This is a genomic window from Paenisporosarcina indica (genome assembly GCF_001939075.1).
GTDB lineage: Bacteria > Bacillota > Bacilli > Bacillales_A > Planococcaceae > Paenisporosarcina > Paenisporosarcina indica.
Genome location: NZ_MPTA01000002.1, coordinates 447,605 through 460,914 on the forward strand (window position 1 = coordinate 447,605; position 13,310 = coordinate 460,914).

A 13,310-nucleotide genomic window follows, 5' to 3' on the forward strand; every position below is an offset into this window, starting at 1 on the left:
GGGCTGTAATTCTTCGTTGGAAATAACATGGTATGCTGTTTCATTGGGAATGCCCTCTTGTAAATTGTTGTTCGCACTTACATTTACAAGAGGGCATTCCTTTTTGGTATTTATTTATAGGAGATTATTCATAATCAACATGCACGGCATCAAATGTCTATTTGATGGCGGATAGGACTGATTGGCTGATATCTCACAATTTTACCGTTCAGATTGGTGATCAAGGACAACATTAGGTTCTTATATATACTTTTAAAAATTGATTTTCGCATGTTGACTATTTTTGTTTTAAAAGAGGCATTTGTTCCAAAAAATTGAAACTTTTCATCATTCATAACGTATTTATATGACTGCATCCATTAGTAAATTCTGCTATTAAAGTTTATGAATGTGAGAGGAGTAACAAAATGAAGCGATTACTTAGCATGGCTGTCTTATCAATATTTCTACTGGCAAGTTGTTCGAGTAAAAATGAAGAAGCCAAGTCGGAAAAAAATCATATTCCTTCTCAAAATGAAGTGAGCTTTTCACATAACGGACAGGATTTTAAAATAATTCCATTTTACGAAGAAATACTTGATTATACAGGCTATGTGAAAGAGAATCCTTCCGAAAGTAACCCAGGGGCATATGTGGAAAAAGTGTTAGATCCTATCAAGGAAAAATCCGCTATGGACTATTTAACTTTGGATTACCCTTTTAATTCATCAACAGAAATTGACCAGTTAGAAGATAACACAATTAAGCTCCTTCAAAACCAAGACCAAATTAATGAGTTAATAAAAGAAGCACTTATAAAGTCCTCAGAACTTCTACCTGGTGGAGACAAAAACATTTATGTTATGCCTCTTAGACCTGAAGATAACTTTGTAATTGAAAAAATGGAGGGTGTGTTTGGAGTTGTTTATAACGATAACGCAATTTTTATCCAATTAGACACTTCTTTTAGTGAAAAGTTGTTAAAATATACGGTTGCTCATGAGTATCACCATACTATAAATATACAGATCAATCGTGATATGGCGTATCATACGGTTTTGGATTCAATTATTACGGAAGGGAAAGCCGATTCGTTTGCTGGTATTGTCTACCCTGAAATAAGTGCCCCTTGGACTGAATCATTACCAGACGAAACAGAAGAATTGGTTTTGGAAGAGTTGAGTGAATATGCAGATTCTACTTCCATTAAAATATACAATGATTTCTTTAAAGGAAAATCTTCAAAAGGAATCCCATTATGGACGAATTACAAAATAGGCTATCAAATTACTCAAAGTTATATTGAGCATAATCCGGAAATGCCCATTTCAAAATGGACAAGTCTTCTCACAAAAGACCTCCTTCAAGACAGTGAGTACAATAATTTATTACAGTAAAAACGTTTTAATGCTCAGTGAAATACTCTGAGCATTTTCGATTGAACTAACCTGACCAGTACCCACCCACGTGAGTTCATAAAAAAAGTGCTTACCCCCTATTTGAAGTAAAGCACTCATTAGCTGCTATCAATCGTACAAGGAAAAATCTGTTATTAAATAATTGCCGTATCGATCCATCTCGATTGTATAGTCTCTTTCTCTATTAATACTGGTGGTTTCCCCATTAGTTTCTACAAGCTTAAACTCTTCCGAAACGCTTACAATTGCCTGATTATTCTCGATCAAAACATTTAGAGCTTTACCCGAAATAAAATCAAATCTCATTTCTTTTCCTTTAAATTCGCTGATATGGGCCATCAATTCCTCATTTGCTTTGCTAACGGGTTTCAATAAATTTTCAATGTAGAAGAAATCCCCAAATTCAACTGCCATCTCATAGAGTTCCAAATAGTCCTCTGCAAAATCCTTTAAGGTGACTTCATCAAAAGTATAGTTCCCCCCGTAATCAAATTCAAAGCTGTCATCAAGAATATCTTCATATGGTTTGACTTTAGCCACTTCTTCTCTCGGCATGGGAGAAGAAGCCCATTGTTCAAGCTGGGCATACATATTTTTCGACGGTATGGAAAACCCGATTGAGTTATCTTCCGTCAGAAAAGCTGTATTGATGCCAATGACTTTTCCTGTATCGGCATCCAGTAATGGACCGCCGCTGCTACCAGGAGATGTTTGCGCGTCGAATTGATAAATGTCTTCATAGTGATACCCAGCGTCAAAATCTCGGTCAATTCCTGTCAGATACCCTATCGACGCAGTATTATTCCAACCCAATGGACTCCCAAATGCAATAACTTTAGTGCCAATTCTCGAAAGTTCTCTATCCAATTTCAAAGGAGTTTTGCCTGCATACTCAACTACTTCCAGTAATGCCACATTATATTCCTCGGAAATGCCAATTACACGACCTGTAGTAATACGGCCGGTGTAGTCAGTTAACCAAACATCCGTAAAACCCGCCACCAAGTGGGCACTGGTTACAACCGACCCTTTATCATCGAATAAAAAAGCTGATCCCATCCTGTCATCTATAGAAACGGTATAAACTCTAGGTAGTGTTTCTTTAATCAAATCAGTTTTATCATTCGTAGACATGTCCGTATTGCCGGATGCACTTACAAAGCCTTCTTTTGGTAATGTGAAAGAAGAAGAGAAGCTGCTATAAGCTACACCCATGATGGATAACAACACCACTGAACAGCTGATGATCAAGTATCTTAATTTCTTATCCGATTTGTCTTGCGTCTCATGCAACTTCAATCCGCAGTCCAAACAGTATGATGCATGTTGCTTATTTTTCCATCCACATCTCCCACAAAACATCCGTATACCCCTCACAGTCAAATCTTGTTGTCTATCACTAACTAAGTCCTTTTTTATGCAATCGTCCAATTAATAGTAGTCCGAAATTTCCGAAACCGCATAGTAGCCGTAATCATCAAAAATAATCGTATAGTCCTTTTCTTTCTTGAAGGTTGTCCGCTCCCCTTTGGCATCGATGCTATCGTAAACTTCATAGGTACTGACAATGGCATGGTCATCCTTGATTACGACATTTGTTACTTCATTCAACGTCATTTCAAATACCGTGTCACTTTCCACGAGCAGACGGATTGTTTCTGCTATTTTCTCATAAGCTTCATTTTCATAATCAAACATGTCTTCAATATAGTAATAATCATCTTCCTCAATTGCCATCGCATAACTACTACGGAAATTATGCACAAAGTTAGTTAAGCTCGGAACTTCGAAAATACGTTCTTCCTCGTCTTCCCCAGTTTCAAAATCATACTCATCGTACTCATGCGGCACAATTTTAGCTACTTCTTCTTCAGTCATCGGAGAATCGGACCACTTTTTCAGCATCACTTCCATTGCCGTTATTGGGATGGCATAACTAATTGTTTCATCTTCAAACAGCGAGCCTGAATTGATTCCGATCACTTCCCCATTTTTCGCGTCCAATAAAGGGCCTCCACTACTACCTGGATAGATCTGAGCATCTATTTGGTATACTTTCCCATTGTTATAATCCGCATCTTCGAACGTACGATCGAGACCCGTCAAATAACCAATCGATGCTGAATTTTCCAACCCTTGTGGACTGCCCATGGCGATGATTTCAGAACCGAGTTCCATGACATCCTTCCCTATTGGTAAGGGAGTTTGACCTTCATAAGCATCTACCTGTATTAATGCCACATCAAAAAAATCGGATATGCCGATTACATGTCCAGGATTTTCTACGCCCTTGTTATCGCGGACCGTCACATCTGTAAAGCCCGCCACTACATGTGCATTGGTAACTACTGTTCCTTTCTCTTCATATAAAAACCCCGAACCCATGCCATCTTCCGTAAAAATAGTATAGACACTTGTTTGCGCTTTCTTAATGATGTCAGTTTTGTCATCTGCATGTGCCACTACACTATTGACCAAGGCAGTCGGTAACATGGCCACTTTCTCAGAAGCATCCAAACTTTGGAGATAACCGTATCCCGCTCCCCCTATGGTCAGTAAAAGCACGGTCATCCCCGCCAAAACAAACCGTTTCTTTTTCTTGGCTTTCGACTGGGACCTCACCAAATGCTCCTCACAAGCTACACAAAAATCATTCTCTCTATCATTCTCATTTCCACAACGAACACAAAACATTCCCTAACCCCTCACTGTCAAATCTTGTAGTCTTTATCATACTATTTGCTCAGAAAAATAAACACATATTTTTGTCGGAATAGTTAGTAAAAATAATTTAATTAAGAAAAAAAGACCGATGATAGAATTCGATAGAGTGGATAGTATAAAGAAGACAAAAGCCCTTTCATCAACTTTTATCTTCTTAACGTTTACGCTTATTTTATTTTTCCTTTTGTTTTAACAAAAAGTCGGGAGGCATTTAAGAAATTAATGAGAGAGGGGGGGCCAATTGGTTTGGTTTTCGCTACGCTGCTGTTACAAAATAGTGCGGGATTTGTTTTCTACCCTTTCGCGAGGCGTTTCTTTCCTTTCAAGACCAGTTCTACCCGTTCGCGAGACGTTTCTACCCTTTCACGATCAGTTCTACCCGTTCGCGAAGCGTTTCTACCCGCTCACCCAATCTATTCCATAAACCTCATAACGAAGGAGGAACTGAAAAAGACTAATCAATCTAATTAAGCGAGCCTTTCCTCGATTTATAAAGGAAAGGCTCGCATTTTATTTGTATACACCGTTCTGAATTAGATATCATCCATATGCCTAAGCAGAACGAGCGTAGGCGCCTTTCAAGTGCATTGCTATACTTGCATTTTCATATTGAACTAAACTGCTTTCTTAACCATGGTGATAAATTTTCCAGAACCAGTGATAAATTCGTTTTTCATAACAAAACCAAGTTTTTCATATAGATGAACAGCACGCAAATTAAATTTCGCCACCGTTAATCGAATTGGAATCCCTTTATATTTTTCTTCAATATGACGAAAAATAAATGAGCAAAATTCAAAACTGAGCAGTTTCCCAATGCAAAAAAATCCAACTAATTCTTTAACATCATCAACAAGTGCGTAATATGTACCGTACCATCGAGCCTTTCCTTTTTCTCTTCATCTGCACATTCATTATTGTAAAAATCATATGGTTTATCATATTTCCAGTTGTGTAGGTCTTGGGCTGTTTGCTCATTCATACTCTCAATAAATAATTGCATTGAAAAGCCCCATCTCTTATATCCATTCGTTTCTTAATTATTTTGTACTTATAATCGCTCGTAAGATTATTTTTTCGTATGAGCGATCCAACCACCAAATAAAGTCGTAGAAAAGAATTGTGACACTCTTTCAAATCCCGCTTGCTCTAAAAGTTCTTCAATCTGAACAGCGGAAATAAATGACAGACCACGAACGGATTCCTCCATAGCTTCTACGTCTTCCGTGGTTAAATCAGTCAAGTCTAGCCAAATCGATTTCCATAAGTTCATGCGTTCATCAAATTCAGGTTTCGATTGGTCACCGAACATGGTAACAAGTGCGAAAGGTGCACCTGGCTCCAAGTTTTCCTTCACCGTTTTTAATAAACTTAGCTTTTCTTCGACTGTTTCAACAAAATGAAGAACAAGTAAGCAAGTTGCAGCTTCAAATTTTTCATTAAACTCCACTTGTTCGATGGTGCCTGTATGAATGGACACTCGTTCTTCTCCGATTCCTTCCTCTTTCGCTTTTTGAATCGCTACTGCCAACATATCTTCAGATGGATCCACTCCAGAAAATGTCCAGCCAGGATTTGCTTTACCAAATGTCACGATTTCATTTCCGCCACCCGCTCCCACGACCAATACGTTTGCTGAGTCTTTCACATTTGCACGTAAAAAGGACTGCACCATCCGGAACAGTGCGTCGTATGTAGGCAAAGCGCGTCTTATCCCTTTATCGTATTCTCTTGCCATTTCCATATCAAACTCTAAATCATCCTTCACTGCTATTCCCCCTTCGTAATTCGCTTGCTATCTTTCATTATGAAATAAACTCAGAAAACTTACAATTCATGAGGTGAATGGCACTTTCTCAGATACCTTTTTACTTCAGACCCAAAAATTATAAGAATAATTTAAATATTACTTGTAATTAGATTATTCAGTATTGTATAGTCTTATACAATACTGAATAAAGGAGATCATTTATGGATTCTATGCTCTTACTGCCCAATACAGATGAAGAGATTATGGATACGCATGACGAGGATATCATTATTACGACTCGTGAAGGCAAAATAATCAAAGTTACACAAATAAGTGGAGAACATTACGGAATGACTCCATCCGAGCTACTTGGCAAATCCGTTTTTGATTTGGAATCACAAGGGGTTTTCTCACCCGCCATTACGCCAGAAGTTGTCGAGAAAAAGAAAAAAGTTGTGACCGTGCAAACAACACCCTCTGGACGAAAAGTGTTGATTACAGGAATTCCACTTTTCAATGAACAGCGAGAAGTAGAATACGTCATCAGTTATTCCTACGAGCTATCAGAACTAATTGTCATGAAAGAGTACTTGCAAGATCTAGAGACAGAAATGTCCAAAGTTAAAGAAGAACTTGCGCACTTAAGAGAGCAACATATTCAAATCGATGATTCAATCATGGAAAGCCCATCATCTGCGCGTGTGTTAAAAACGACTCTTAAAATTGCACGTATCGATGCCCCAGTTGTCATTCAAGGTGAACGTGGTGTTGGCAAAACATCATTGGCGAAGTTTATCCATTCACAAAGCAATCATAGTGATGGTGCCTTTATTGAAGTGAATTGCAGTACGATTCCTGAAGCAATGTTTGAAATCGCTTTCACTGGTCACCCGAATTCTAATTCTCAAGGTTACCTATCCCTAGCAAGGGAGGGCTCACTCGTTTTAAAAGAAATTGACCAACTGTCAATCGCTTCTCAAGCCGTCCTATTCAATCTTCTAACCAAACAAACGTCTACCCGGATTATTGCAATCAGCGAAACTCTATTAGATGAACTAGTCAAACAAGATAGGTTTCGGGATGACTTATTCTACTTACTTCATATCGCACCTATTCAGTTATTGCCTTTACGCGACAGACCAGAAGATCTTGAAAAAGCAATTTTTCTTTATTTACAAGGCATAAACGAAAAATATAAAGTACAGAAAAAATTAACCAATGAGGTTTATTACCACTTTCTGCAACTTGAATGGAAAGGTAATTTCAGAGAGTTGAGAAATGTACTTGAACGAATTGTAATCGAAAGTGAATCAAATATGATTACCATTCAAGATTTGCCCTTGCAATACCAACCTTCAAAAGAAGAACAAATTGGTATTGATTTTGATGGGCAGACGTTACCTCATATTTTGGAGTTCGTTGAGAAGAAAGTGTTAATGAATACGCAAAAACGTTATAAGACGACGACGGAAATGGCCCATGCATTAGGAATCAGTCAACCTTCTGTCGTTCGAAAGTTGAAAAAATATTCCAGTACATCTTTAGAGAATGACATTGAATAACAACAACTTGATTACACGACTGGCAACATGTAAAGGAGGCGTTGAAGCAATCATAAAATTTTTGAGTATATAACTTGCTCTACCTTATCATCAGTTTAGGAATAAGATTCACTATTAACAGTTGAAAAAATAGGGGGAAATTAGGATGAAGAAATGGTTATTGATTGCATGTTCGCTTATGTTGCTGATTACGTTGACCGCTTGTGGTAAAAAGGAAGGATCTATTCCTGTAAATGGAAAATCATCGGAGCCGTTGAAAGTAACGCTACCGACATGGACTGGTTATGGACCTCTGTTTTTAGCTAAAGAAAAAGGCTTTTTCGAAAAAAATGGTGTAGATGTGGAACTTTCGATTGTTGAGGGATTGGGAGAACGCAAAGCAGCATTAGCAGGCGGAAAAATTGATGGGATGGCAACTGCATTGGACGTTCAAGTGACGTTAGCAGGAGGAGATATCCCAGTGCAAGTGGTTTGGTTATTGGATGATTCTTATGGTGGTGACGGAATCCTTGTAAAAGATGGGATCAATGAAGTGAAAGATTTAAAAGGAAAAAAAGTAGCATTTGAGGTAGGTTCAACAAGCCAGATGCTTGCAGTGACAGTGTTAGAACAAGGTGGATTGACAGAAGATGATGTAACAGTCGTACAAATGTCAGCTGGGGATGCTGGTGCAGCGTTTGCTGCTGGAAAAGTGGATGCTGCAGTTACATGGGAACCTTGGTTAACTAAAGGTGCACAAGCGAACGGTAAAGTATTATTAACGACAAAAGACCTACCAGGCATTATTGTAGATACCGTCGCATTTAAAGAAGATGTGATTAAAAACCGTCCCGAAGATGTGAAAGCTTTTGTAAAAGCGATGGGTGAAGCAATGGCCTACTGGAAAGAAAACGAAAAAGAAGCGAACGAAATCATGGCAAAAGGACTAAAAATCGATCTAGCTGAATTTGAAGCAACAGTGACCGGCTTGAAATTCTTTACAAAAGAAGATAACGAAAGTCTATTTGGAACTGAAAGCGAAAAAGGCTCAATTTATCAATCAACCGAAAATGCGATTCAGTTTTACAAAGGCCAAAAAATGCTTGAAAAAGATTTGAAAGCAGACGATGTAATTAATTCAAGTTTCTTGAAGTAGCACAGAACTTTTAAAAAAGGTATGAGATTTGCACTGGATGTACCGTCAACGTATGCCACCATGGTAAATTTTGACGGTACTTTTCAAAAAAGTGGCATGGATGGAGGGTTTTAATGGAAACGAAATGGTTTACTCCGAATAAAGAAATATCAAAAATGATTTATACATCGGCTGGATTCGTTACGTTTATTGTTGTTCTTGGGATATGGTCGCTTCTTAGCTATGGTGGTTTTGTTAATCCTCTCTTCTTACCTACACCTACGGCAGTATTAGCCGCAGCAATAGAGTTATTTAAAAGTGGCGAGATCCTTTCTGATATCGGCATCAGTTTTTCGCGGGTTCTCACTGGGTTTCTTGTTGCAGCATTCATTGGAATACCTTTAGGAATTTTAATGGGATCTTTGCGAATTATGGAAGGTGCTTTTGAGCCCTTAATTGGTTTTATTCGCTATATGCCAGCTTCAGCATTTATACCTTTATTAATTTTATGGATAGGTCTTGGCGAGACAGAAAAAATGGCTGTTATTTTCTTGGGGACGTTTTTCCAGTTAACTCTTATGGTGATGGATGTTACCAAGAATGTGCAAAACGATTTGATTGATGTTTCTTATACTTTAGGAGCTAAAAATTTCCAAGTTTTCACAAAAGTTATTTTGCCGGCGTCGTTACCGGGAATCGTTGATACTTTGCGTATTACGTTTGGATGGGCTTGGACTTATTTAGTGGTAGCGGAAATTGTCGGAGCTTCCAGCGGATTGGGCTATATGATCATGCAAGCTTCGCGTTTCCTACAACCAGAGAAAATCATCGTGGGGATTTTAATAATCGGCTTGCTTGGATTGATCACAGATATCTTGTTCAAATCAATTTACCGCGCTTCGTTTTCTTGGATGAGAAAGGATGGTTATTAAGATGGTCGCACCGAAAATGGAAGTTCATGCATTGGATAGTCAAGAAAAGATTGTTCCTAAAATCATCAGACCAAAGTTGGAAATTAAAGATGTAGGAAAAATATTCAAAACGAAGTCGGGTGAAACAACTGCACTCGAAAAAACTTCATTTACTGTGGAAGATGGAGAGTTTGTAACCATTCTAGGACCTTCTGGTTGTGGCAAATCAACCATTTTACGTATTGTAGCAGGCTTGGAAGAATCAAACTCGGGTCAAGTCCTCCTGGATGGGCAAGAAATTAACGGCCCAGGACCTGATCGCGGCATGGTATTTCAGTCCTACACTTTATATCCATGGTTGACTGTGAAAGAGAATATTACATTCGGCTTAAAGCTAAAAGGTGTTTCTCAAAAAGAACGCGATGATCTGGCAAGGCACTATTTGCAACTGATCGGTCTGGAAGGCTTTGAAAAGCATTACCCCATTCAGTTGTCTGGTGGTATGAAACAACGCGTTGCCATTGCGCGTGCATTGGCAAATGACCCGAAGATTTTATTAATGGATGAACCTTTTGGAGCACTAGATGCCCAAACAAGAACCATCATGCAAGAAGTCTTGCTAAAAGCATGGGAAGAGTCCAAAAAGACAATTTTATTTATAACGCACGATGTAGATGAATCCATCTTTTTGGCAGATTCAGTTTATGTGATGACAGCACGACCTGGTCGGTTAAAGAAAAAGATTCCGATTACACTGGATCGTCCTAGAGAATTCAGTATGAAAAGCTCGGTAGAATTCGGGAATTATAAAGAAGAATTATTGTCTTTAATACGGGAAGAAAGTTTGAAATCAATAAAATAGCCCCTTCCCTGTCAGTTATTTTTAAAGTTTGGCAATACGATCATGGAGGTCAATTGAATGGAAAAGAAATGGGATCATCTTGTGAAAAACATGCCGAATCGGTTAGCTCCGAGTATGGCAAAGGATCATCCGAATCTACCCGTTGTAAAAGAGGAAGGCTGTTATTACTTCGGAGTCGATGGCCAGAAATATCTTGATTTCACGTCCGGTATTGCAGTCACGAATGTCGGGCATCGCCACCCGAAAGTCGTTCAAGCGATTAAAGACGCAGCAGATGGTTTGATGCATGGTCCTTCTGGAGTAATTATGTATGAATCCATTTTACGACTAGCGGATGAGCTTGCTGAAATCATGCCGGGTGATTTAGATTGCTTTTTCTTCGCCAATAGTGGAACAGAAGCGGTGGAAGGTGCCCTTAAACTTGCTAAGTACGTAACGAAACGACCGTATGTGATTTCATTTACAGGTTGTTTCCACGGACGTTCATTGGGCGCGTTAAGTGTCACCACTTCAAAAAGCAAGTACCGTAAATTCATGCAACCATCAGGTCTGACATATCAAATCCCTTATGCAAATGTTAAAGAATGCCCCTCAGGTTCCGATCCTGAAACATATGTAATCGAAAAATTAGAAAAGGACTTTGCTTCATTGTTTAGCCACCAAGTAACACCTGAAGAAGTGGCCTGTGTAATAGTAGAGCCTGTCCTTGGAGAAGGTGGATATGTTGTTCCACCAAAAGGCTGGTTGAAAAAAGTTCGCGAAATTTGTGACCGTCATCAAATTTTACTGATATTTGATGAAGTACAAACTGGATTTGGGCGTACAGGTGAATGGTTTGCAGCACAAACATTCGATGTGACCCCTGACATTATGGCAATTGCAAAAGGAATCGCATCAGGTCTCCCTCTTAGTGCTACCGTTGCGTCCAGTGCATTAATGAAACAATGGCCACTTGGAAGCCACGGTACAACGTTTGGTGGGAACCCCATCGCCTGTTCCGTCGCACTGGCTACACTGGAAGTAATGAAAGAAGAAAATCTCCTTAACAACACTAGAGTGATGGGTAGTTACGCAGTGGAGCAACTTGAACGTATGAAAGAACGACATCGTGTGATTGGTAGCATTCGTGCTGTCGGATTAATGATTGGAATTGAAATCATTGACCCTAGAACCGGAGAACCTAACGGAGAAGGATTACTGAAAATTCTTGATATCGCATTAAAAAAAGGAGTTCTATTCTATCTATGTGGAAATCACGGTGAAGTAATCAGAATGATACCACCGTTAATCGTCACTAAGGAACAAATTGACGAGGGCTTACACTTACTCGATGAAGCATTAATGGAGTACGAATCAACATTTGTAAGTCTTGAAGTAATCTAAACTCTATAAATGACGCAAAAGGGACTGACTCAATTGAGTCGGTCTCTTTTTACATATTCCTTAAAAGTGCCAGTCGTAACCTGATGCCTCATATTTATTTTTACCATTGAAAACTTTCCCTCCACTCTAAAGGTAAGTATAGTATTAGCGTGAAAATTGATTTCAAGAAACATTGCATGCTGAAATTTTAAAATAATTTTATTACCACCGAAAACTTTTCAGCCATACTGAGGGTAATTATAGTAAGAGCAACAAATTCACAGTTGTTCAGGAAGGTGTGAGACTTGATTGGAGAAAAATGAATGGCTAATAAAAATTCAATCCGGTGACAAGGATGCATTTCGTCATTTTTATGATGCGTATGCCGATTCTGCAATTCGTACGGCGTCTGCAATAACACGCAATCGTGAAATGGCAAAAGATGCTGTACAGGAAACGTTTATCCGTGTGTACCGACAAATAGAGAGCTATAACCCGGATCTACCATTTGATCCATGGTTTTACAGGATTTTGACAAATGAATGCATGAGGTTACTGAAGAAGGATTCCCCCTACTCCAAGTACGAACATCACAACTTGGAGAATGAACCTTCCTTGGCAGAGGAATCTTTCGACAGTCTTTCTGATTTATACGATATGATTCAGTCGCTCGATGACGCACACCGCATCCCGCTCATACTAAAATACGTAAAGGGTTTCAGTGAAAAAGAGATAGCCGAAATTCTTGGCCTTAATCAAAACACGGTAAAGTCCAGATTATTCAAAGGAAGGAAACGACTGCAAGAACAGTTGGTTCCATCCGAAAAGGAGGATGCATAAACATGAGTAATATTGATAAAAAAGCAAAAAAAGACCTTCATGCTCGAACAGAAAAAGATAGTCTTGGCATGAAAGATGAAATTTGGAATGCGTTAGAAAATGAATTGTTCAGCGAAGAAGAACACGCTAGAGGAGACGTGAGAAAAATGAAAAAAAGAAATCGAGTAATTCCACTCATACTTACAGTGGCTGCTGGGGTAGTCATTGCATTCAGCTTAAAAACCGATACAGGAGAGGCGTTTGTGAAAGGGATCAAGGATATGTTTGTCCGAGAAAAAGAAGTAATCCAAAGCATAGAAGGCCAGGATGAAGAAACGAAAGTTAATTTAAACGAAGGAACGAACTCGGAGTACGTAATCTATATCGATGAAGAGCGTTACAAAATGATCAAAGGCGAAGAATCGGATGTCATCACGACGAAAGATCCACTTCCTGAGAAGTACCCAGATGTAACAATGGAAATCAAACAAGTGCCGAATGTGAAACCAGAAGTGCTTGTTGAGCAATATGAAACTGATTTGAAGAAAGATTTCCCTGAATTAAGAGCCATTGAAGCAGTTACTGAACCAGTTACTGGTTATTTGTTGCACGGGATTAATGGGAATCAGGCAGATAGTGTAGTGGTCCATGCTTATGTCATCAGCAATGGCAAAGAAGGCAGTTTCATCATTACGGAATACTATTTCCTTGAAGCTGCAGAAGGTCATGGTGCTAGGTTCCACCGTATGCTAGAAACATTTGAAATAGTCGAGTAATATGTTGAAATGAAAAGAGAGGAACGGATATTT

At 38.9% G+C, this 13,310-nt stretch carries 12 protein-coding genes; 8 read left to right on the forward strand and 4 right to left on the reverse strand.

Translation table 11 applies throughout. The annotated features are described in order from the left end of the window. Positions 1-407 precede the first annotated feature (407 nt). Positions 408-1,376, forward strand: a complete 969-nt coding sequence (locus tag GY23_RS07635) for a DUF2268 domain-containing putative Zn-dependent protease (RefSeq protein ID WP_075618627.1) — start codon at positions 408-410, stop codon at positions 1,374-1,376. Between the two features lie 129 nt (positions 1,377-1,505). Here the strand turns inward: GY23_RS07635 and GY23_RS07640 are convergent, their stop codons facing one another. The 4 genes from GY23_RS07640 to GY23_RS07655 all read right to left on the reverse strand — a co-directional run bounded on the left by GY23_RS07640 (position 1,506) and on the right by GY23_RS07655 (position 5,889). Further along, positions 1,506-2,759, reverse strand: coding sequence for a S1C family serine protease (locus tag GY23_RS07640; RefSeq protein ID WP_075618628.1), 1,254 nt, complete (start codon positions 2,757-2,759; stop codon positions 1,506-1,508). A gap of 69 nt (positions 2,760-2,828) precedes the next feature. After that, positions 2,829-4,019, reverse strand: a complete 1,191-nt coding sequence (locus GY23_RS07645; RefSeq protein ID WP_245827605.1) for a S1C family serine protease — start codon at positions 4,017-4,019, stop codon at positions 2,829-2,831. A 934-nt stretch (positions 4,020-4,953) separates the two neighbouring features. Beyond that, complete coding sequence (locus GY23_RS18720; RefSeq protein ID WP_245827606.1) at positions 4,954-5,124, reverse strand: hypothetical protein; 171 nt, start codon at positions 5,122-5,124, stop codon at positions 4,954-4,956. A gap of 66 nt (positions 5,125-5,190) precedes the next feature. Continuing rightward, on the reverse strand, positions 5,191-5,889 hold the full coding sequence (locus tag GY23_RS07655) for a class I SAM-dependent methyltransferase (RefSeq protein ID WP_084544060.1): 699 nt from the start codon (positions 5,887-5,889) through the stop codon (positions 5,191-5,193). Between the two features lie 203 nt (positions 5,890-6,092). Between GY23_RS07655 and GY23_RS07660 the strand changes: the two genes are divergently transcribed. The 7 genes from GY23_RS07660 to GY23_RS07690 all read left to right on the forward strand — a co-directional run bounded on the left by GY23_RS07660 (position 6,093) and on the right by GY23_RS07690 (position 13,277). Next, a complete protein-coding gene (locus GY23_RS07660) occupies positions 6,093-7,433 on the forward strand; it encodes a sigma 54-interacting transcriptional regulator (RefSeq protein ID WP_075618630.1) in 1,341 nt (446 codons plus the stop codon). A 145-nt stretch (positions 7,434-7,578) separates the two neighbouring features. Continuing rightward, on the forward strand, positions 7,579-8,568 hold the full coding sequence (locus tag GY23_RS07665) for an ABC transporter substrate-binding protein (RefSeq protein WP_075618631.1): 990 nt from the start codon (positions 7,579-7,581) through the stop codon (positions 8,566-8,568). A gap of 113 nt (positions 8,569-8,681) precedes the next feature. Then, on the forward strand, positions 8,682-9,479 hold the full coding sequence (locus GY23_RS07670; protein ID WP_075618632.1) for an ABC transporter permease: 798 nt from the start codon (positions 8,682-8,684) through the stop codon (positions 9,477-9,479). Further along, positions 9,469-10,320: an ABC transporter ATP-binding protein gene (locus GY23_RS07675; protein ID WP_245827607.1), complete on the forward strand. Its 852-nt coding sequence runs from the start codon at positions 9,469-9,471 to the stop codon at positions 10,318-10,320. Before GY23_RS07670 ends, GY23_RS07675 begins: the two co-directional genes overlap by 11 nt. Positions 10,321-10,377: 57 nt before the next feature. Beyond that, positions 10,378-11,703, forward strand: a complete 1,326-nt coding sequence (locus tag GY23_RS07680) for an aspartate aminotransferase family protein (protein WP_075618633.1) — start codon at positions 10,378-10,380, stop codon at positions 11,701-11,703. 288 nt (positions 11,704-11,991) lie between these two features. Continuing rightward, complete coding sequence (locus GY23_RS07685; protein WP_075618634.1) at positions 11,992-12,522, forward strand: RNA polymerase sigma factor; 531 nt, start codon at positions 11,992-11,994, stop codon at positions 12,520-12,522. 2 nt (positions 12,523-12,524) lie between these two features. Next, entirely contained in the window at positions 12,525-13,277 is a 753-nt protein-coding gene (locus GY23_RS07690) for a hypothetical protein (protein ID WP_075618635.1), read from the forward strand. Positions 13,278-13,310: the final 33 nt, after the last annotated feature.

Bases quoted from the DNA above. Each gene is read 5' to 3' on its own strand.
- GY23_RS07635 (WP_075618627.1), top strand. From the start codon at position 408: ATGAAGCGATTACTTAGCATGGCTGTCTTATCAATATTTCTACTGGCA.
- GY23_RS07640 (WP_075618628.1), bottom strand. From the start codon at position 2,759: ATGTTTTGTGGGAGATGTGGATGGAAAAATAAGCAACATGCATCATAC.
- GY23_RS18720 (WP_245827606.1), bottom strand. From the start codon at position 5,124: ATGCAATTATTTATTGAGAGTATGAATGAGCAAACAGCCCAAGACCTA.
- GY23_RS07660 (WP_075618630.1), top strand. From the start codon at position 6,093: ATGGATTCTATGCTCTTACTGCCCAATACAGATGAAGAGATTATGGAT.
- GY23_RS07665 (WP_075618631.1), top strand. From the start codon at position 7,579: ATGAAGAAATGGTTATTGATTGCATGTTCGCTTATGTTGCTGATTACG.
- GY23_RS07670 (WP_075618632.1), top strand. From the start codon at position 8,682: ATGGAAACGAAATGGTTTACTCCGAATAAAGAAATATCAAAAATGATT.
- GY23_RS07675 (WP_245827607.1), top strand. From the start codon at position 9,469: ATGGTTATTAAGATGGTCGCACCGAAAATGGAAGTTCATGCATTGGAT.
- GY23_RS07680 (WP_075618633.1), top strand. From the start codon at position 10,378: ATGGAAAAGAAATGGGATCATCTTGTGAAAAACATGCCGAATCGGTTA.
- GY23_RS07690 (WP_075618635.1), top strand. From the start codon at position 12,525: ATGAGTAATATTGATAAAAAAGCAAAAAAAGACCTTCATGCTCGAACA.